23 protein-coding genes and 2 tRNA genes are annotated in these 17,334 nt (G+C 68.8%); 12 read left to right on the forward strand and 13 right to left on the reverse strand.

Annotated elements, in window-relative coordinates:
* Nucleotides 1-7: 7 nt before the first annotated feature.
* The gene (locus tag FG385_RS17995) at nucleotides 8-970 is read right to left on the reverse strand and encodes a mechanosensitive ion channel family protein (protein ID WP_139097918.1); all 963 of its coding nucleotides are present in this window, start codon (nucleotides 968-970) and stop codon (nucleotides 8-10) included.
* A gap of 349 nt (nucleotides 971-1,319) precedes the next feature.
* Here FG385_RS17995 and FG385_RS18000 point away from each other — a divergent pair, with 349 nt between their 5' ends.
* From FG385_RS18000 to FG385_RS18015, 4 genes are all read left to right on the forward strand, one after another.
* Nucleotides 1,320-1,838: an HNH endonuclease gene (locus FG385_RS18000; protein WP_139097919.1), complete on the forward strand. Its 519-nt coding sequence runs from the start codon at nucleotides 1,320-1,322 to the stop codon at nucleotides 1,836-1,838.
* A gap of 78 nt (nucleotides 1,839-1,916) precedes the next feature.
* Complete coding sequence (locus FG385_RS34385; protein ID WP_235022636.1) at nucleotides 1,917-2,177, forward strand: hypothetical protein; 261 nt, start codon at nucleotides 1,917-1,919, stop codon at nucleotides 2,175-2,177.
* Between the two features lie 309 nt (nucleotides 2,178-2,486).
* Nucleotides 2,487-2,726: an aa3-type cytochrome oxidase subunit CtaJ gene (gene ctaJ / locus FG385_RS18010; protein ID WP_139097921.1), complete on the forward strand. Its 240-nt coding sequence runs from the start codon at nucleotides 2,487-2,489 to the stop codon at nucleotides 2,724-2,726.
* Entirely contained in the window at nucleotides 2,713-3,198 is a 486-nt protein-coding gene (locus FG385_RS18015; RefSeq protein ID WP_139097922.1) for a DUF5130 family protein, read from the forward strand. Before ctaJ ends, FG385_RS18015 begins: the two co-directional genes overlap by 14 nt.
* 70 nt (nucleotides 3,199-3,268) lie before the next feature.
* On the opposite strand, the gene pepN is transcribed toward FG385_RS18015, so the two are convergent.
* Nucleotides 3,269-5,836 carry an aminopeptidase N gene (gene pepN / locus FG385_RS18020; protein ID WP_139097923.1) on the reverse strand — a complete coding sequence of 856 codons (2,568 nt, stop codon included), beginning with the start codon at nucleotides 5,834-5,836 and terminating at the stop codon, nucleotides 3,269-3,271.
* A 128-nt stretch (nucleotides 5,837-5,964) separates the two neighbouring features.
* On the opposite strand from pepN, the gene FG385_RS18025 reads away from it, so the two are divergent.
* The gene (locus FG385_RS18025; RefSeq protein ID WP_139097924.1) at nucleotides 5,965-6,573 is read left to right on the forward strand and encodes a mycothiol-dependent nitroreductase Rv2466c family protein; all 609 of its coding nucleotides are present in this window, start codon (nucleotides 5,965-5,967) and stop codon (nucleotides 6,571-6,573) included.
* Here the strand turns inward: FG385_RS18025 and FG385_RS18030 are convergent.
* Entirely contained in the window at nucleotides 6,560-7,234 is a 675-nt protein-coding gene (locus tag FG385_RS18030) for an MBL fold metallo-hydrolase (RefSeq protein WP_139097925.1), read from the reverse strand. The genes FG385_RS18025 and FG385_RS18030 overlap by 14 nt on opposite strands.
* Nucleotides 7,235-7,371: 137 nt before the next feature.
* On the opposite strand from FG385_RS18030, the gene FG385_RS18035 reads away from it, so the two are divergent.
* Entirely contained in the window at nucleotides 7,372-7,842 is a 471-nt protein-coding gene (locus FG385_RS18035) for a ribose-5-phosphate isomerase (RefSeq protein ID WP_139097926.1), read from the forward strand.
* The gene (locus FG385_RS18040) at nucleotides 7,842-8,645 is read left to right on the forward strand and encodes an Fpg/Nei family DNA glycosylase (RefSeq protein WP_139097927.1); all 804 of its coding nucleotides are present in this window, start codon (nucleotides 7,842-7,844) and stop codon (nucleotides 8,643-8,645) included. Before FG385_RS18035 ends, FG385_RS18040 begins: the two co-directional genes overlap by 1 nt.
* Here FG385_RS18040 and FG385_RS18045 read toward each other — a convergent pair.
* Nucleotides 8,642-9,421: a hypothetical protein gene (locus tag FG385_RS18045; protein ID WP_139097928.1), complete on the reverse strand. Its 780-nt coding sequence runs from the start codon at nucleotides 9,419-9,421 to the stop codon at nucleotides 8,642-8,644. The two genes, FG385_RS18040 and FG385_RS18045, sit on opposite strands and share 4 nt — an antisense overlap.
* Before the next feature lie 99 nt (nucleotides 9,422-9,520).
* Here FG385_RS18045 and FG385_RS18050 point away from each other — a divergent pair, with 99 nt between their 5' ends.
* Both FG385_RS18050 and FG385_RS18055 read left to right on the forward strand, forming a co-directional pair.
* Nucleotides 9,521-10,390, forward strand: coding sequence for a TIGR03619 family F420-dependent LLM class oxidoreductase (locus FG385_RS18050; protein ID WP_139097929.1), 870 nt, complete (start codon nucleotides 9,521-9,523; stop codon nucleotides 10,388-10,390).
* A gap of 5 nt (nucleotides 10,391-10,395) precedes the next feature.
* On the forward strand, nucleotides 10,396-10,839 hold the full coding sequence (locus FG385_RS18055; RefSeq protein WP_139097930.1) for a nuclear transport factor 2 family protein: 444 nt from the start codon (nucleotides 10,396-10,398) through the stop codon (nucleotides 10,837-10,839).
* Between the two features lie 294 nt (nucleotides 10,840-11,133).
* On the opposite strand, the gene FG385_RS18060 is transcribed toward FG385_RS18055, so the two are convergent.
* From FG385_RS18060 to FG385_RS18070, 3 genes are all read right to left on the reverse strand, one after another.
* Entirely contained in the window at nucleotides 11,134-11,613 is a 480-nt protein-coding gene (locus tag FG385_RS18060; RefSeq protein ID WP_139097931.1) for a VOC family protein, read from the reverse strand.
* Nucleotides 11,614-11,667: 54 nt separating this feature from the next.
* On the reverse strand, nucleotides 11,668-12,144 hold the full coding sequence (locus tag FG385_RS18065; protein ID WP_139097932.1) for a GNAT family N-acetyltransferase: 477 nt from the start codon (nucleotides 12,142-12,144) through the stop codon (nucleotides 11,668-11,670).
* 67 nt (nucleotides 12,145-12,211) lie between these two features.
* Nucleotides 12,212-12,285 (reverse strand) — tRNA-Gly (locus FG385_RS18070).
* A gap of 80 nt (nucleotides 12,286-12,365) precedes the next feature.
* On the opposite strand from FG385_RS18070, the gene FG385_RS18075 reads away from it, so the two are divergent.
* Nucleotides 12,366-12,439: transfer RNA gene (locus FG385_RS18075), tRNA-Pro, on the forward strand.
* Between the two features lie 88 nt (nucleotides 12,440-12,527).
* On the opposite strand, the gene FG385_RS18080 is transcribed toward FG385_RS18075, so the two are convergent.
* Entirely contained in the window at nucleotides 12,528-12,797 is a 270-nt protein-coding gene (locus FG385_RS18080) for a hypothetical protein (protein WP_139097933.1), read from the reverse strand.
* Nucleotides 12,778-13,062: a winged helix-turn-helix domain-containing protein gene (locus tag FG385_RS18085; protein WP_139097934.1), complete on the reverse strand. Its 285-nt coding sequence runs from the start codon at nucleotides 13,060-13,062 to the stop codon at nucleotides 12,778-12,780. The genes FG385_RS18080 and FG385_RS18085 overlap by 20 nt, the downstream gene beginning before the upstream one ends.
* A 150-nt stretch (nucleotides 13,063-13,212) precedes the next feature.
* Between FG385_RS18085 and FG385_RS18090 the strand changes: the two genes are divergently transcribed.
* Complete coding sequence (locus FG385_RS18090; RefSeq protein WP_139097935.1) at nucleotides 13,213-13,392, forward strand: helix-turn-helix domain-containing protein; 180 nt, start codon at nucleotides 13,213-13,215, stop codon at nucleotides 13,390-13,392.
* Between the two features lie 39 nt (nucleotides 13,393-13,431).
* Nucleotides 13,432-13,611, forward strand: coding sequence for a hypothetical protein (locus FG385_RS18095; protein ID WP_139097936.1), 180 nt, complete (start codon nucleotides 13,432-13,434; stop codon nucleotides 13,609-13,611).
* A 7-nt stretch (nucleotides 13,612-13,618) separates the two neighbouring features.
* Here the strand turns inward: FG385_RS18095 and FG385_RS18100 are convergent, their stop codons facing one another.
* The 4 genes from FG385_RS18100 to FG385_RS18115 all read right to left on the reverse strand — a co-directional run bounded on the left by FG385_RS18100 (nucleotide 13,619) and on the right by FG385_RS18115 (nucleotide 17,332).
* On the reverse strand, nucleotides 13,619-14,587 hold the full coding sequence (locus tag FG385_RS18100) for a hypothetical protein (protein WP_139097937.1): 969 nt from the start codon (nucleotides 14,585-14,587) through the stop codon (nucleotides 13,619-13,621).
* Between the two features lie 187 nt (nucleotides 14,588-14,774).
* Nucleotides 14,775-15,959, reverse strand: coding sequence for a fumarylacetoacetase (gene fahA, locus FG385_RS18105; RefSeq protein WP_139097938.1), 1,185 nt, complete (start codon nucleotides 15,957-15,959; stop codon nucleotides 14,775-14,777).
* On the reverse strand, nucleotides 15,956-16,777 hold the full coding sequence (locus FG385_RS18110; RefSeq protein ID WP_200834521.1) for a hypothetical protein: 822 nt from the start codon (nucleotides 16,775-16,777) through the stop codon (nucleotides 15,956-15,958). The genes fahA and FG385_RS18110 overlap by 4 nt, the downstream gene beginning before the upstream one ends.
* A gap of 33 nt (nucleotides 16,778-16,810) precedes the next feature.
* Nucleotides 16,811-17,332 (reverse strand): MarR family winged helix-turn-helix transcriptional regulator, encoded by a 522-nt coding sequence (locus FG385_RS18115; protein WP_139097940.1) that lies wholly within the window; start codon nucleotides 17,330-17,332, stop codon nucleotides 16,811-16,813.
* Between the last annotated feature and the right edge of the window lie 2 nt (nucleotides 17,333-17,334).

Genomic DNA, 17,334 nt, shown 5'->3' on the forward strand with positions numbered 1-17,334 from the left:
TTAGCGGTTAGGCGAGGAACCGGCCGAGGGGTGGTTCGAAGCCTGCCTCCTCGAGCCCGGACATCACGCGGGCCCGGAGCGCGCGCTGGACCGACCACTGTTTTCCGGGCCGGACCTTGACCATCAGCCGCATCGTGATGCCCTCCGGGGTCACGCTCTCCACGCCGAGGACCTCCGGCGGCTCCAGCACGTCGGCCGACAGCGGCTCCGAGGCCACCGCGGCGTTCGCGATCGTCGCGAGCACGTGGAGGGCTCGCTCGACGTCCGCCGTGTAGCTCAGCGGCACGTCCACGACGGCGTTCGCGAAGCCCTGGCTCGAGTTGCCGACGCGCAGCACCTCGCCGTTGCGGACGTACCAGACGGTGCCCTTCAGGTCACGCAACGTCGTGATGCGCAGCCCGACCGCCTCGACGGTGCCGCTGGCTTCGCCGACGTCCACGACGTCGCCGACGCCGTACTGGTCTTCGATCATCATGAACATCCCGGACAGGAAGTCCTTGACCAGGTTCTGCGCACCGAACCCGAGCGCGACCCCGACGATCCCCGCCGAGGCGATGATCGGGCCGAGGTTGATGCCGAGTTCGCCGAGCACCTGGATGAACGCGAGCCCGTAGACGATGAACGAGGTCAGCGATTTGAGCACCGAGCCGATCGTCTTCGCGCGCTGCCGCCGCCGCTCGATCACGGTCGGGCCGAGCAGATCCGGCGCGCGCTCCCGCAGCGGGCGCAGCAGCGCCGGCATCCGGCGGTTGTTGCCGCTGGGGATCTCGGTGACCCGGTCGATGATCTTCCGCAGCACCAGCCGGATCAGGAACGCGACGATCAGGATCAGCAGGATCTTGACGGGCGTGGCCACGAGCCAGCCGGCCGAGGCCGACAGCCACTCGTTGTGCGTCACCTGATACACCTGGTAACACCAGCTGCCCTGGTCGTTCACGCATTGCGGGGTTTCGGTCAGCAACGGGTTCACGGAGCTACGTGGTCCCTTTCTCGCCTCGTGTGCCCTGGTTCACGTGAACGTCCGGCGGATGTCACAGGACACGTCTTCGAACACAGGTGCATTTCCGGGGTGATCTGTGGTCTGCTATGGCTGCACCGGTGGAGGTGGTCGAGTGCCAGACCGACAACCGAACCCTCCCGGCGCCGACGACCACAATCCCGTGGCCGGGCCGGCGCCGGAGGTAGTCCTGTGTGCCTATCCGGGTGGGGCCGCCCCCAGCGGCCACCATGCCAGTGGGCCGCCTTCGCGCGGCGGAGGGCGAAACGCCCGTCCGCCCGGACAGCGTAGAGGCCGGGACCCGGCGGTCGGCATGGCCCCCATGAGCTGGGGGCGAAGGCGGGTCCTCCTGCTCAACGCCACCTACGAGCCGCTCACGGCATTGCCGCTGCGGCGGGCCGTGGTGCTGGTGATGTGCGGGAAGGCCGACGTGGTGCACGGCGATCCCGCGGGCCTGACGCTGCACGCGGCGACGGTGTCGCTGCCGGTGCCTTCGGTGATTCGGCTCTCCAGCTACGTCCGGGTGCCCTACCGCGCGCAGGTGCCGCTCACCCGGGCCGGGCTCATGCACCGGGACCGTTACCGCTGCGCGTACTGCGGTGGCCGGGCGGACACGATCGACCACGTCATCCCGCGCAGCCGTGGCGGCCCCCACAGCTGGCAGAACTGCGTGGCCTGCTGCGCGAAGTGCAATCACCGCAAGGCCGATCGGCTCCTGACGGAACTGGGCTGGCATCTGCGGATCGTGCCGACGGCGCCGCACGGCCCGCATTGGCGGCTGCTCGTGCACAGCGGGGAGGCCGACCCGTTGTGGAAGCCATATCTCGGCGTCGCCGCCTAGCGCACACCGAAGCCCCGGGCCGGGAAGCGGCCCGGGGCTTTCTGGTGCCCGGAGTCCGGAGTGTGCGTTCAGGAAGCGGTGACGCGGGTGCCACAGGTCACGCGCGTCCCGCGGGTGACCCTGGTGCCGCGCGTCACACGGGTGCCGGCGGTGACGCGCGTGCCACGGGTGACCCTGGTGCCTCGCGTGACCCTCGTACCGGCGGTGACCCGCGTGCCACGGGTGACCCGCGTGCCACGGGTGACCCGGGTACCCCGGGTGACGCGCGTGCCGGCGGTGACCCTCGTCCCACGGGTGACCCGGGTGCCCCGGCTCTGGAACGTGTCGATCAGTGACTGAGAGTGGTCGGCGTTGGGCTGAGCGGGGGTAATTACGAGGTTCATGTTCTGTCCTCCGGGGACCCAGTGCGTTACTTTGCGGGTAGGGGAGCTGGGCGCAAGGCCCGTACAGGTGAAAAACTACGAGGATTCCCCGGCGGGGACAACCCGATAGCGTTGAGTGCGGCCAGCCGTACGGTGAGTTGCAACCATTCGCGTAAACCCCTTACGGCCCATCGCGCGAACCCAAGAGCGGCACACGGCGGACGGCAGCCTTCGCGCGATGAACGGTCCCGCCGTCCGGCGAAGCGGCATCAGCTAAGGTGACCGCGTGAGCATCGTCCAGACATTCCTGGTCTTCGCGCTGATCCCGGGAGGCGTTTACGGGGTGGTCGCGCTTCTGACTTTGCGCTCGAAGTTCGCCGCCACCCCGCGGTACCGGCCTGGCCAGGCCTGGGACTACCCGCCGATGTGGTGGAGCGGCAACCCCGAGGGCATCGGCGCGCACCGGCAGGTGAGCTCCGGCGAAACGTCGCTGACGGCAGTGGGAGGTGCCCGTGGCAGCTGGTGAGATGGTCGAGCAGAGTCAGGCTCAGGCTGGGGAACCGGAGTTCGGCGTCGGAATCCTGCCGACCGGGCGGCGCTCGGTCGCCAGGATGTACGAGTCGGCAACGCCGGCGAGCCCGTTCAGCGTCCAGCAGTTGGCGCGTCTCGACGAGGCGCTGACGCTGGCGAGCCGCGAGACGGGCATCGACTTCAGCGTGTACCTGGGCGACCTGGGCGCCGACTCGCGGGCGGGGGCCGAGAAGCTCCACGGGTCCATCGGCACGGCCGCACCCGGCTCGGTGCTGATCGCGGTGTCGCCCGGTGAGCGCGTCGTGGAGATCGTCACCGGCACGGACGCGCTCCAGCGCGTGCCCGACCGGGCTGCGAAGCTCGCGGTGATGAGCATGGTCGCCTCGTTCAAGGAGGGCGACCTCATCGGCGGCCTGGTCTCCGGCCTGCGCATGCTGGCCGATCAGGCGGGCTCCGCGCCCGCCTGACGGTTCGACCCGATGCCGTGAGGGGCCCCCTCATGCCCTTATGGGCTGTGAGGGGGCCCCTCACGGCATTTCAGCTCTCGTCGAACTCCCGGGCCGCGAGCGCCCGGACGATGCCCGCGCGGCCCTCCGACACCAGCCGTCGCAGCGCCGCCGGGCGTTCTCCGGCCAGCCACGTGTCGGAAGCGTCCACCGTGGCCGCATCGACCGCCCACGCCGGGAACAGCCCGACCACGACAGGCTGCGCCCGTTCGCTCGAACGCCGCTGCCACACCTCGTCGATCACCTCGAAGTACTTCTCGACGTACTCGCCCAGCAGGTGCTTCTGGCCCGGATGCGAGAAGCCGCCGATGATCGCGTTGCTCACCGCGTTGGGCAGTTCGTCGTCGTAGACCGCGCGCCGCCACGCGTCCGCCTTCGCCTCCGCCGTCGGCAGCAGGGCACGGGCGCTCTCGGCGCGCCGCCGGCCCGTTGCCGTGTCGTCACGTGCCAGCTCGGCGTCGATCTCGGCGGCACCAGCCCTTCCGTGCGCCACCAAGGCGCTCAGCAGCCGCCACCGCAGATCCGCGTCGACCGTCAGCCCGGCCAACGGCGCCGAACCGTCGAGCCAGCCCGCGAGCAAGTCGAGCTTCTCGCCGTCGAGCACTGAACCGGCGAGCGAGTTGGCGAACGCCAGCTGGTGGTCCGAGCCCGGCTCGGCCGACCGCGCCAGCTCGAGCAGCCGGGCCGTGAGCTCCGGCCAGCCCCGTTCGGTCGCCCAAGCCCGTTCCGCGTAGGAGTTCAGCGCCGTCTGTGCTTGCAGCAGCAGCCGCTGCACGACCCCGACCTCGGTCTCGGCGTGGATCCCGTGCGAGACGATCGCGACGAAGTCCCGCGCCTTCAGCTCGGCCTCCCGCGTCATCTCCCACGCCGCCGACCAGCACAGCGTGCGCGGCAGCGGTTCGGTGACGTCGGCGATCCGGTCGACGAGCGTGGTGAGCGAACCGGTGTCCAGGCGCATCGTGCAGTAGGTCAGGTCGTCGTCGTTGACCAGGACGAGCTTCCCGGCCGCGGCGCCGACGAGCTCGGGCACCTCGGTGACCTCGCTCGCGACGTCCAGTTCCACCCGCTTGATTCGAACGAGCTTCCCGGCTGTGTCTTTGCCGTCGTCGTAGACGCCGACCGCGATCCGGTGCGTGCGCAGCTCACCCGCGCCTGGCTTCGCGCCTGTCTGCACGACCGAGAACGACGTGAACTTCCCTTCGCCGTCGGTTTCGAAGCGCGGGCGCAGCGAGTTCAGGCCTGTGGTCTCCAGCCACTGCGCGCTCCAGCCGGACAGATCCCGGCCCGACGCCTGCTCCAGCGCCGCGAGCAGATCGGCCAGCGTGGCGTTGCCCCACGCGTGCTTGCCGAAATACACCCGCAGCCCGGCGAGGAAGTTGTCCAGCCCGACGTAGGACACCAGTTGCTTGAGCACGCTCGCGCCCTTGGCGTAGGTGATCCCGTCGAAGTTCACCTCGACCGCCTGCAGGTCGACGATGTCCGCTGCGATCGGATGCGTCGAAGGCAGCTGGTCCTGCCGGTAGGCCCACGACTTCTCGATGTTCGCGAAGCTCGTCCACGCGTGCTCGTACTCGGTCGCCTCGGCCTGCGCCAGCACGCTCGCGAACGTCGCGAACGACTCGTTCAGCCACAGGTCGTCCCACCAGCGCATGGTGACCAGATCGCCGAACCACATGTGCGCCATCTCGTGCAGCAGGGTCTCGGCGCGGCGCTCGTAGGAGTAGCGGGTGACCCGGCTGCGGAACACGTAGTCCTCGAGGAACGTGACCGCACCGGCGTTCTCCATCGCGCCCGCGTTGAACTCGGGCACGAACAGCTGGTCGTACTTGGAGAACGGGTACGGCGTGTCGAAAGCCTTGTGGTAGAAGCCGAAACCCTGCTTGGTCTCGGTGAACAGGCGCTCGGCGTCCATATGCTCGGCGAGCGAGGCGCGGCAGTAGATGCCCAGCGGGATGGTGCCGTGCTCGTCGCCGTACTGGTCGTGCCACTCGGTGTACGGGCCCGCGACGAGCGCCACCAGGTACGTCGAGATGCGCTCCGAGGTCGCGAACACGGTCTTCGTGGCGCCTTCCGGCGTCTTCTCCGTGGATTCGATCTTCGCGTTCGAGACGACCTTCCAGTCGCTGGGCGCGATCACGGTCATCCGGTAGACGGCCTTGAGGTCCGGCTGGTCGAAGCAGGCGAACATGCGCTTGGCGTCGGCGGTCTCGAACTGGGTGTAGAGGTAGACCGCGTCGTCCACCGGGTCCACGAACCGGTGCAGGCCCTCGCCGGTGTTCATATAGCGGCAGTCCGCGCGCACGACGAGTTCGTTGGCTCCGGCCAGTTCCGGAAGTGCGACACCGTCGTCCTCGACGTAGCCCGACACGTCCAGCTCGCGTCCGTTGAGGTTCGCGGCGCGCACCCGCGCGGCCACGACGTCCACCCATGAGGCGGCCCCGGCGCGGGCGGTGAACCGGATCGTGGTGGTCGAGTCGAACGTCTTCTCGCCGGGACGGCCGTTACCGTCGGTGAGATCGAGAACGATGTCGTAGGACTCGACTTCCAGCAGGTCCGCGCGCTGTTTTGCTTGGTCGCGGGTCAGGTTAGGGGCGGGCACAGGCACCTCATAGCACTAGCGGTGGTCGATCGATGTGTCTTGCCATCCAATCACGGATGCCGGGGGGAACAAGCGCAATGGGACAGCTGTTGGGGAAGTTGAACGCCGAACTACAGGGAGAGACACCGATGCCCGATCGCACACGCGTCGACTTCTACTTCGACCCGGTCTGCCCGTTCGCCTGGATCACCTCGCGGTGGATCCTGGAAGTGGACAAGCAGCGCGACCTCGACCTGAACTTCAAGGTGATGAGCCTCGCGATCCTCAACTCAGGGCGTGACCTGCCCGAGCAGTACCAGGAACTGATGGAGAAGGCCTGGGGCCCGGTCCGCGTCGCCACCGCGCTCGCCCAGACCGCGGACCAGAAGTCGGTGCGCGAGTTCTACACCGAGTTCGGCACCCGTTACCACAACCAGAACGACAAGGACATCCCGACGGTCCTCAAGCAGGCGCTCGAGGCTGTCGGCGCGTCCTCGGATCTCGCCGCGGTGGCCGAGTCGGCCGAGTACGACGAGGCGCTGGAGGAGAGTCACCACGAGGGCATGGACCCGGTCGGCATGGACGTGGGCACCCCCACGATCCACATCGACGGCGTCGCCTTCTTCGGCCCGGTGCTGTCTTCGATCCCGCGAGGCGAGGAGGCGCTGAAGATGTTCGACGGTGCCGTCGCGATGGCGACCTACCCCGACTTCTTCGAGTTGAAGCGCACGCGTACCGGCGAGCTCAACTTCTCCTGAGTTCATCGCGTTGGCGCCGCACGAATGCGGCGTCAACGGGTTCGCCGTGCCCGGGCACGACGGTCGCCGGGTCCCGCGCGAGCAGCCCGTCGAGCGCGTGCGGCCAGTCCTCGACGTGCGAGTCCGGGCCGATTGACGGCGGGGCGCCCTGCTCGACGAGATCGCCCGCGAAGAGGACCTGCGCGTCGGGCACGTCCACGGCCACGTCGTGGTCGGTGTGGCCGGGCCCGGGGTGCAGGAGCGTCACCTTGCGGCCGCCGAGATCGAGGGACACCTCGCCGGTGAGCACGTGCGTCGGCGGCACGAGTTCCGCTTCGAGAAGCCGTTGGGCCCGCTCGTGTTCGTGCTGGCGGCGGAAGTTCGCGACCCAGGTGGCACGGTCGGCGCCCATGGCTGGCCCGCACCGCTCATGCGCCCAGACCGGGCACGGCTGGAACGGTTTCGTGCCGAAGTGATGGTCGAAATGCGCATGCGTGAGCACGACCAGCCACGGCGCCGTGGTGATCTCCCGGATCGCGGCGGCGAACTCCGCACCCTGGACCTCGTCGCCACCGGTGTCGACGACGAGGCAGCGTTCCGCGCCGACGACAAGCCCGAGTGTCTGGTCGAGGTGCTCGTAGCGCCGCGCGAAGACTCCTTCGCCGAGCTCAATCCACCGCATGAGGGCCAAAGGTAGCCGCCCGCAGCATCGGCGCCACCCCACTGACTCCGGGCTTTGCCGTGAGGGACCCCCTCATGCCCTTATGTGCCGTGAGGGGGTCCCTCACGGCACGCCGGCAGGGATGGCAGACTCCAGGCGTGCGTGTCTACTTGGGATCCGACCATGCCGGTTTCGAGCTGAAGAACCACCTCGTGGCCTACCTGAAGGGGCAGGGGCACGAGGTCACCGACATCGGCCCCGCCGTCTACGACGCGGCCGACGACTACCCGGCGTTCTGCATCGAGACCGCCCGGCGGGTGGTGGCCGACGAGGGCAGTCTCGGCATCGTCGTCGGCGGTTCGGGCAACGGCGAGCAGATCGCGGCGAACAAGGTGCCGGGGGCCCGCGCGGCGCTGGCCTGGAAGCCGGAGATCGCGCAGCTCGCGCGCGAGCACAACCACGCCCAGCTGATCGGCATCGGCGCGCGGATGCACACGGCCGACGAGGCCACCGCGATCGTCGACACCTTCCTCGCGACCCCGGTGTCGCCGGAGGAGCGGCACGCCCGGCGCGTGCAGCAGTTGCTGGACTACGAGCGCACCGGCACCCCGCCCGCCCTCCCGGCCTGATGCCCGAAGGCCACACCCTCCACCGGCTCGCCCGGCTGCACCAGCGGCGCTACGCGGGCAAGCCGGTGGCGGTGAGCAGCCCGCAGGGCAAGTTCACCGATGCATCCACTGTGGATGGTCACGTCCTGGTCCGGGCGGAGGCGTACGGCAAGCATCTGTTCCACCGGTACGAGGCCGGCACCGTGCACGTCCACCTGGGCCTGTACGGCACGTTCAGCGAGGCCAAGCTGCCGGTGCTCCCGCCGGTCGGGCAGGTGCGGATGCGGCTCGCCGGAAGTACACATTGGACGGACCTGCGCGGGCCGAACCGGTGTGAGCTGCTGAGCCCGGACCAGGTCGACGCGATCAAGGCCCGCCTCGGGGCGGACCCGTTGCGCCGGGACGCCAGGCCGGAGCAGGCCTTCGAGCGGATCTCGGCGTCGAGGACGGCGATCGCCGCGCTGCTGATGGACCAGGCGGTCGTCGCTGGCGTCGGCAACGTGTACCGCGCGGAGTTGCTGTTCCGGCACGGTGTCGCGCCGATGCTGCCCGGCCGGGCGCTGGATCCGGTGCTGTGGAAGGAAATGTGGGCGGACCTGGGCACGCTCATGCGCCACGGCGTGCGGACCGGCCGGATCGACACGGTCGCCGACGAGCATATGCCGGAGGTCACCGGCCGGGCGCCGCGCGAGGACCGGCACGGCGGCGAGGTGTACGTCTACCGCCGCGCGGGCCTGCCCTGCCTGGTCTGCGGTACGCCGGTCGCGCACCAGGAACTGGCCGGCCGGAACCTGTACTGGTGCCCGGCCTGCCAGCCCGGTTAGAAGTCGAAGCCCCCGCCGAAGTCGCCCCCGCCGAAGTCCCCGCCACCGAAGTCTCCGCCCATGTCGCCACCGGCGTCTCCGCCCATGTCGCCGCCGTCACCACCGGCGTCGGCCATCGCGTCCTCCTGGCCGGCGTCGTACCCGGACTCCCAGGCCTGGGCGCTCGCGATCCCGCTCATCCCGGAGAACATCGTGCTGAACAGCAGCATCGAGCCCAGCCCCCAGGCACCGGCGACCAGCGCCGGCTTCCACCACGGCTCGCTGTACCAGCCCTGCGGGACCGGCCTGCCCGCGACGCGGCCGCCGGGGTAGTAGTACGGCGTGTTCGAGCCCGGGTCGGGGGAGGCCTCGTAGCTATGGCCCTCGACGTCGACCGTGCGGTGCTCGGTGACCTTGCCGGCGCGCTCGCGCTCCAGTTCCTCCGGCAGCTTCGGGCCCGGGTCGATGCCCATGGCCGTCCTCGCCGCGCGGACGTAGTAGAGGCCCTCGAGCGCGGTCTCCTTCACCAGCTTCGCCTGCTCGGCCGTGCGCGCCTGCTCTATCTGCGAGCCGGCCGCGTTGTAGCGCTCGGCCGCGTCCGCCAGCGCCTGCTGGGACGCGGTGTCGGTGCCGGTCAGGTTCAGGACCTGTCCGCCGAGCCGTTCGACGAGGCGGCGCGCGTCCGCCTTGGCGTCGTCCAGTTCCCGCTGCCGCCTGGCCGCCTGTGACCTGGCGAAATACGCCACGGCGGCGATGATGATCAGGAGGAGCACGATCAACGTGACCGCGGTGCCCATCGGTTACTCCCGGAGGTTCGGTGTCTTGAACCGGACAACGCGGACACTACGCCGAGAGTTCCCTCGACGAAAACTAGAACACGTTATAGTCTCGCGGGTATGAAGTTCAGCCTCTCGGTCGCGATGAACCCCCTGGACCAGTTCGCGGAACTCGCTCGCACGGCCGAGGAGTGCGGCTTCTCCTCGATCGTGCTGCCGGACTCGCTGTTCTATTCGGAGTCCGTCTCGGCGGAGTACCCGTACACCCCCGACGGCAGCCGCTTCTGGAACGCCGAAACCCCGTGGGCGGATCCTCTCGTCGCCGTCGCCTCGATGGGCGCGGTGACCAGCGGAATCGAGTTCTACACGTCGGTGATCAAACTCGGCTCGCGTAACCCGGTCCTGCTCGCGCGGCAGGTCGGTTCGGTCGCGGTACTGACCGGCAACCGGTTCGGGCTCGGCCTCGGCGTCGGCTGGTCGCCCGAGGAGTTCGAGTGGTGCGGCGCGCCGTACGCGAACCGCGGCAAGCGCGTCGACGAGGCGATCGATGTGCTGCGGCTGATCCTCGACGGCGGGATGGTCGAGTATCACGGCAAGTTCTTCGATTTCGACAAGCTGCAGATGAGCCCGGCGCCGTCGAAACGGGTGCCGTTCTACATCGGCGGGCACACGGAGGTCGCCCTGCGCCGGGCCGCGCGGGCCGCGGACGGCTGGTCGAGCGCGATGATGAAACTCGACGACCTCCGTACCACGATCGACCGGCTGGCGACGTTGCGCGCGGAGTACGGGCGGGCCGACGTGCCGTTCGAGATCCAGGCGGTGTGCATCGACAGCTTCGGGGTAGACGGGTATCGCCGCCAGGGTGAGATCGGGGTGACCGACATCGTGACCCAGCCCTGGGTGTTCGACGGGATCGGGTTCGGGGCCCCGGTCGGGCCGAAGAAGGACGCGATCAGGAAGTTCGCCGACGAGATCATCGCGAAGGTGTGATAGCCGTGAGCGTCGAGGTTTGCTGGGACACCGAAGCGGAGCAGCCGCCGGCGCGGCTGGCGGCGTGGCGGTCGATGAACGCCGTGGTCCGGGGTGAGAAGGAGGAATGGCTGGGCCTGTTCGCATCCGACGGCGTCATCGAGGATCCGGTGGGGCCCTCGATGTTCGATCCCGATGGCAAGGGACACCACGGGCGTGCGGGCATCAGCGCGTTCTGGGAGTTGACGATCGGGAAGGTCGAGCGGTTCGAGTTCACGATCCGGGACTCGTTCGTGGCGGGCAGCGAGGTCGCCAACTACGGCACGATCACGACGTTCCTGCCGGGCGGGTACCGGGTCGACACGGAAGGCGTTTACGTCTACCGGGTGAACGAGGCCGGGCTGGTGACCTCGATGCGGGCATTCTGGGAGACCGAGCGCGCGATGGCGACCGCTCGTCAGGTCGGGTAAACATCGCGCGCTCGTTCGTAAGCGGTGTGTTACCACCGGAGCGTCTCGGGGATGCGAGGCGGTGCGCGGCCGGACCATGCCGCGCATGCATGGTGATCTCCTCGCGTGCTGGGGATGGCTACCCGACAGCGACGCGGCGGCGACGCACTGGGTGCCGCCGGCGCGCGACTACCACCCGCGCGTCGGGTTGCGGTCGCGCTGCGGCCGGCGGTGCATCCCGTCGGAGCCCACGCACCACTGGCGGAAGCTGCCGCGGTGCGCGGACTGCGTGGGAGCGCTCCATCGGCCGCGGGCTCAGCCGGCGTGAGCTTTCTCGATCGCGGCGATGTCGAGTTTCTTCATGGCGTACATGGCCTCGGTCGCGCGCGCGGCCTTGACGGTGTCGGCGTCGCCGATCAGTTCGATGACGCGGTTGGGGACGACCTGCCAGGACAGGCCGAACTTGTCCTTGAGCCAGCCACAGGGGCCTTCCTCGCCACCGTCGGCGGTGAGTTTCGCCCAGTAGTAGTCGACTTCTTCCTGGTTCTCGCACGGGATCTGGAACGAGACGGCCTCGTTGAACTTGAACTGCGGGCCGCCGTTGAGGGCGATGAACTTCTGCCCGTTGAGTTCGAACTCGACCACCATGACCGCGCCGGGCGTGCCGTGTTCCCCTTCGACGTACCGCCCGATCCGGCCGATCTTGGCGTCGTCGAAGACGCTCGCGTAGAAGTTCGCGGCCTCCTCCCCGTTGCCGTCGAACCAGAGGCAGGTGGTGAGCGCCTTGTCGGTCATTGTTCCTCCTTCGAGATGGGTGATCTCAGTGCTGACCGGGCGGGGCGCGAAAACTCATCGGTGGGTCGCGGCGAGGGCGGCGACATAGATGGCGGCGGGGTTGCCCGGCGGCCAGCCCGGCAGGGGATCGATCGTGTCGAGGTGGACGAAGCCGCGTCGTTCCCAGAACGCCCGCGTGGCGACGTAGGGCTCGTAGCCGGCGCTGGCGTCCTGGGTTTTGACCTCCACGACCTGAACCCCGCTCTCGGCAAGGTCGCGGAAGACGTGTTCGAGTAGCAGCGTGCCGACGCCACCGCCCCGCCGCGAGGCGGTGACGGCCATCCACAGGACCTCCGCGCCCCGCGCCGCCCGGCGGTCCACGATCGCGAACCCGGCGAGGTCGTCATCGGTCGTGGCCACCCACGCCGGATGGATTTCCAGGTCCGCGCCGACCTTCCCGGGCACATCACTGGTGAAGAAGTCAGGCGAGTCCCGCACGATCGCCACACACCCACTGACATCGGCGGGCGTCGCCCTGCGGATGACAAGCATGCCGTGATGCTCGCAGCTGTTGGCCGGCGTCACCAACTCGTTTACCGGCGGGCTGGTGGTTTCGTACTGGAGCGGGCGACGGGAATCGAACCCGCGTAGCCAGTTTGGAAGACTGGGGCTCTACCATTGAGCTACGCCCGCACGCGGCCGGTTGAGGCTGGGGCCGCGCGTCCAGTTTAGCGGGTCGGGTTAGAGTGATCGCAGCGCCCCGCCGGGGCGACCGGGATGTGGCGCAGCTTGGTAGCGCATCCGCTTTGGGAGCGGAGGGTCGCAGGTTCAAATCCTGTCATCCCGACCGGCTGGACCTTTTTGACCGATGGAAGCGCGGAGGGCGGCGCCCTCCGCGTCCCAGTCTCTAGTGGCGGTGCCGTTTCCGGCGTGGTCTAGTCCGGCCGCTTCGGCGTTCCCACAAGCCTGAGAGTGGCGCCGGTCAGCCGGGTGTCGACGTCGTCGACCTTGCCATGGAGGAGATCGAGCAGCACGGCCCCATGATGGCGAGGACAGGTGTCCCAAGCTGTGCCGAGCAGATCAACGGCGTAGAGGCTCGCCGGCACGCCGCAGCGGACGCACTCTCTCCCGTCCGGGTGCTCCGGATCGACGAGCCCGCTGCCGAGTTCCCGCAGCAGCGCGGGTTCAACGGGGTCCTCGGGCATGGGCGATCTCCTCGCGTGCCGGCCGCTCGGCGACGTACGTGCCTTTCGACCGGACAGTAACGACCAGCCCGCGATACCGCAGGAGCCGGGTCGCGTGGCGCGCCGAGCCGAGCGACACACCGTACTCGTGGGCGAGCCGCCGCTCGGATGGCAACGGCTCGTCCGGCTTCAGCTCACCGGTCTCGATACGGGCCGCGATGTGCTGCGCCACCGCCTCGTAGACCAGTTCGGTGGGTTTCGGTTGGAAGTCAGGATGCATGCTCATATGCCCCTCCACCGGCTCGATCCTGGACTCAAACGCGACATTTGGCGACAAGAGTATATGAGCGCGTCTGATCGCGATAAGCCGCTCTGTTTGCGGTGAATCGCGTCACCCGGGTGGACTAACGCGACATTCGCAGGCAACAGTACGTAAGTGCCCAGCGATCTTGTTCCCACCGCTGACGCGGCGAAGGCCATCGGTGTGGACCGCCGCACCCTGCAGCGGTGGGTCAAAGAGGGCCGAGTGAAGCCCACGCTGACTACTGCGGGTGGTCATCACCGCTGGGACGTCGAGGACCTCAAACGTCAGCTCCGCGAGATGAAGCGCCGGTAGGGCGAGGCGTGGCCACGTGACGTCCCCTACCATGACCCGATGACCCGTTACCGGTTCCTCGACGGCATGGGCGACGTCATGGACGAGCGTGACTTTCCCGACAACGCCGCGGCCCTGTCTTGGGCTCAGGACGAGGAGGAACTCGACGACGAGGTGCAACGCGTGGAGTACCTGGGGCCCGAGGGCGACTGGCGCTGGGCCGGCGCCCTCGAAGGCTGACGCAGGCTCACGCCGGCCAGGCGACACCCTCGCAATCGTCGATGCCATGCAGTGCGTAGTCGTGCCCGCCGCACAGTTTGAAGCCCAGCGTCGCCGAAGAATGCATGAGGTGCGAGAACTGCAGGCTCGCCTCGAATTCCTTGATCTTGAAGCCGACGCTGTACTTCTTGATATCTTCCTGTTCGTAGGTGTACTCGTACTCCGAAATCGCTCCAGGTGAATCTCCGGCCAGCGAGTACGTTTCCTTGAGGGCGCCGATGTGAGGGCTGTAATCGGAGTCGAGAAGGAGTGAACCCGGCGCGGAATAGTGAAGGCCGCGGGTGGAGGGGTCTACCCGGTAACCGCGCCCGATCTCGCGCCCGCCTTCCGTGATCCTTACTCTTTCGATGCCGACGGTCACTGGCAGAAAGATGAGCTTGTTCTCGCCGTTACTCGCCGAAAACGACGAGGTCACCGTGGCCATGACGGCGCGCCCCCCGCCGATGCCGCTGCCCAGAATCTTCACCTCCCACTCGACCTTGCGGGCCCGCTGTTCCGCGATCTTCACGGACGCTGCGCACGTCTCGATCTTGGGTGCCGACAGCACGAACAGCGGTATGCGGACAGCGACGTCCTGCCTCGCCTCGACGAGAATCTTGCGGGCATCCCACCAGTCGCGCAACCGTTGCCCGAACGTGACCGCTGCGGCGCCGCCGCTCACGTGCCCGCCCACAGAATCGGCGTAATCGATATGCGAAAACCTCGTTGGCGACGAGAATTCCTTCAAATCCTTTTCGGCCTCGTCGCGAAGCCGCAGCCCTTGTCTCACCACGCCGTGGTCGAGTCCCAGCAGCCGCAAGTCTTTCGCGAACTTGGCGCGATCGTCGAGCGCGGTCCTTACCCAATCCTGACTCGACAGGTCCGCCGAGTGCCCCTCCAGGCTTTCTTCCTCGCCCCGCACCCACTCGAGCCCGGAAATCACGACCGAGTTCCCCATCTCGTCCTCCAGGTGATGCGATTGATCCCGCAGGCTTCCAGGGCAACTCGCCGCGGACCAAACGCACAGAGGCGATAGTCACCAGTGCGCGGGCCGATCTGCTCGCGCCCGGCATCGCGACCTGCGCTGATCATCCCCGCGTGACCGGGGGCAGGTCGTGCAGGACTCGCTGTTCGGGGTCGGCGAACTATTCGCCTTCGTGAGCTGAGGGCCGGACACGGCCCCGTACCTCACCGAAGCCGAGGCGGGTGCGGTCGGCCGCGGGTGCCGTCGCGGTGATCACGACTTCGTCGCCGTCGAGGAGGAAGCTGCGGGGCTCGCCGTTGACTTCGACCGGATCCTGGCCACCCCAGGTCAGTTCGATGAACGCGCCCCGCTGGTCCTTCGCCGGGCCGGAGATGGTGCCCGAGGCGTACAGGTCGCCGGTGCGGCTCGTCGCGCCGTTGACCGTCATATGCGCCAGCATCTGCGCCGGCGACCAGTACATCTCGCGGTAGGGCGGCCGAGTCACCTCCTGGCCGTTCCACGAGACGGCCAAGTCGATGTCCAGCCCCCACGGTTCGCTCTCCCGCAGGTACGGCAGCGGCGCCGGATCCTGGACCGGGGTCGGCACGCGTGCTGCTTCCAGCGCGGCCAGCGGCACGACCCACGGGGAGATCGAGGTCGCGAAGCTCTTGCCGAGGAACGGGCCCAGCGGCACGTACTCCCACGCCTGGATGTCACGCGCGGACCAGTCGTTGACCAGCACGGCACCGAAGACGTGGTGCCGGAAGTCCGAAGTGGACACTCCTGCGCCGAGGCGGGAACCGGCGCCGACGATGAATCCCAGCTCCGCCTCGATGTCCAGCCGCCGGCACGCACCGAACGTCGGCGCGGGCTCGTCCGGTGCCTTCCGCTGACCGCATGGGCGCACGATGTCCGTGCCCGAGACCACGACCGTGCCCGCGCGCCCGTGATACCCGATCGGCAGATGCTTCCAGTTCGGCGTGAGTGGTTGCGGAGCGTCCGGCCGGAACAGCCTGCCGAGGTTCGCCGCATGGTGTTCCGAGGCGTAGAAATCGACGTAGTCGGCGACTTCGACCGGCAGGTGCAGGGTCACCGCGTCGATCGCGTGCACCGCCTCGCCGGGCACCTCGCCGGACACCAGGTCGGTCACCTGCCGCCGCACCTGCGCCCAGCGCTCGTATCCCTGCGCCATGAACGGGTTCAGGCTCGGCTGGGCGAACACCTCGTCGTCGAGCGCGCGGGCGAGGTCGACGACGGAGTCACCGAGGCGGACCCCGGCCCGTGGCGGGGTGCCGGGTGCCGAGAACACGCCGTAGGGCAAGTTCGCGAGACCGAACAGGGATCCTTCGGGGATCTCGATCCTCACGCGGTTACTCCTTCCGGGACCAGGCCCAGTGCCACTAGTTCGGTCAGTGGCTCGAGGATGCTGCAGGTGCCGAACGAGCGGAACGCCGATCGTACCGTGGTGTCCAAAGTGGATACCCGGGCGGTCAGCGCGCCGGGATCGCGCAGCGCCAGCAGGTCCGCCAGTTCGCGCGGCCCGGCCCCGCCCATCGCGGCACCGGCCGCGGCGAGCAGGTTGAGGTAGCCGTGCTGTTCGAAGCCGGTGGCCGGATCGGTGTTGCGGACCGCGTGATGCAGCCCGGCGGTGGCCTTGAACGGCACTCCCGCGTCGACGACGCGACGGACCGCGTGGGCCAGTTCGGCCTCGTCCGGATACCGGTCCGCGGTCACGCCGCCGGTGCGGAATTTCGCCGCGCGCCCGGTCTTCGCGCAGATCGCGATGACTTCCGCGCGGCGCTCGTCCCGCGGGATCTCGACGAAGACGGGCACGTCCACCGGTTCGAGCGCGGTGAAGAACTCGGCGGGCTTCATCGCCGCCGGGATCGCGACGTCCAGTGCGGTGAGCCGGTTTCCCGCCAGGGCGAGCACGCCGGGCACCTGCGCGGGCCCGCCCGGCGCGGTCACGGCGAGCGCCACGTCGGCGTCCCCGAGTTCGGCCAGCATGGGAGCGGCGAGCACGAAGGGTCCGACGATGTCCGCGTACGGCGCGGCGAGATGCCGCGCGTGCGCGGGCACAGCGTCGGCCAGTGGCATCGAACCCGGCGGGAAGACCGCGGCGTCGTCGAGCAGTCCCTTGAACAGTGCCGGGATCACGCGTCCGCCTCCTCGCCTCGCTTTAATCAATGTATTGACTAAATCGGCCGGGCACAAGGGTCAGTTCCGGCCGCGCACCTCGAACCGCTTGTTGGTGATCAGCTTGTCCAGCAGCAGCACGAGGATCCGCTGCTCGGCCTCGGTGAGCACGCTCACCCATTCGTACTCGCGCTCGTTCTGCGCGCGGAAGACCTCGACCATCTCGCGCTGCCCCGCTTCGGTGAGCGACAGCAGGACGGAACGGCCGTCGTGCTCGCCCGGCGTGCGCGCGAGCAACCCGTCCGCGACGAGGGTCTTGGTCAGGTTCGACACCGCGGCGCGGCTCATCCCGGTCAGCTCGGCGGCCTTCTTCGCTTCGAGCGGGCCGGCGAGCCAGGTGACGAACAGCAGCCGGAACCCCGACCACGACCGCCCGCGCGGCCGGTGCACGCTCGCCTCGAGGTCGTAGGTGACGATGCTCGAGGCGCGGTTGAGCCGCAGCAGCACCTGGGTGGCCAGCTGGTGGGAGAAGCCGAACTCGCCGGAGAGGCGCTTGTTGGCCAGCTCGACGAAAGACCAGAAATCGAGCTCCTCGGCCGCCATAC

The sequence above is a fragment of the Amycolatopsis alkalitolerans genome (genome assembly GCF_006152065.1).
GTDB classification, from domain to species: Bacteria; Actinomycetota; Actinomycetes; order Mycobacteriales; family Pseudonocardiaceae; genus Amycolatopsis_E; species Amycolatopsis_E alkalitolerans.

What these genes read in the sequence shown, in the direction of transcription:
- FG385_RS18030 (WP_139097925.1), bottom strand. Translation starts at nt 7,234, where the DNA reads ATGCGGTGGATTGAGCTCGGCGAAGGAGTCTTCGCGCGGCGCTACGAG.
- FG385_RS18025 (WP_139097924.1), top strand. Translation starts at nt 5,965, where the DNA reads ATGCCCGATCGCACACGCGTCGACTTCTACTTCGACCCGGTCTGCCCG.
- FG385_RS18060 (WP_139097931.1), bottom strand. Translation starts at nt 11,613, where the DNA reads ATGACCGACAAGGCGCTCACCACCTGCCTCTGGTTCGACGGCAACGGG.
- FG385_RS18045 (WP_139097928.1), bottom strand. Translation starts at nt 9,421, where the DNA reads ATGGGCACCGCGGTCACGTTGATCGTGCTCCTCCTGATCATCATCGCC.
- FG385_RS18095 (WP_139097936.1), top strand. Translation starts at nt 13,432, where the DNA reads ATGACCCGTTACCGGTTCCTCGACGGCATGGGCGACGTCATGGACGAG.
- FG385_RS18065 (WP_139097932.1), bottom strand. Translation starts at nt 12,144, where the DNA reads ATGCTTGTCATCCGCAGGGCGACGCCCGCCGATGTCAGTGGGTGTGTG.
- FG385_RS18085 (WP_139097934.1), bottom strand. Translation starts at nt 13,062, where the DNA reads ATGAGCATGCATCCTGACTTCCAACCGAAACCCACCGAACTGGTCTAC.
- FG385_RS18115 (WP_139097940.1), bottom strand. Translation starts at nt 17,332, where the DNA reads ATGGCGGCCGAGGAGCTCGATTTCTGGTCTTTCGTCGAGCTGGCCAAC.
- FG385_RS18050 (WP_139097929.1), top strand. Translation starts at nt 9,521, where the DNA reads ATGAAGTTCAGCCTCTCGGTCGCGATGAACCCCCTGGACCAGTTCGCG.
- FG385_RS18040 (WP_139097927.1), top strand. Translation starts at nt 7,842, where the DNA reads ATGCCCGAAGGCCACACCCTCCACCGGCTCGCCCGGCTGCACCAGCGG.
- FG385_RS18080 (WP_139097933.1), bottom strand. Translation starts at nt 12,797, where the DNA reads ATGCCCGAGGACCCCGTTGAACCCGCGCTGCTGCGGGAACTCGGCAGC.
- FG385_RS18100 (WP_139097937.1), bottom strand. Translation starts at nt 14,587, where the DNA reads ATGGGGAACTCGGTCGTGATTTCCGGGCTCGAGTGGGTGCGGGGCGAG.
- FG385_RS18000 (WP_139097919.1), top strand. Translation starts at nt 1,320, where the DNA reads ATGAGCTGGGGGCGAAGGCGGGTCCTCCTGCTCAACGCCACCTACGAG.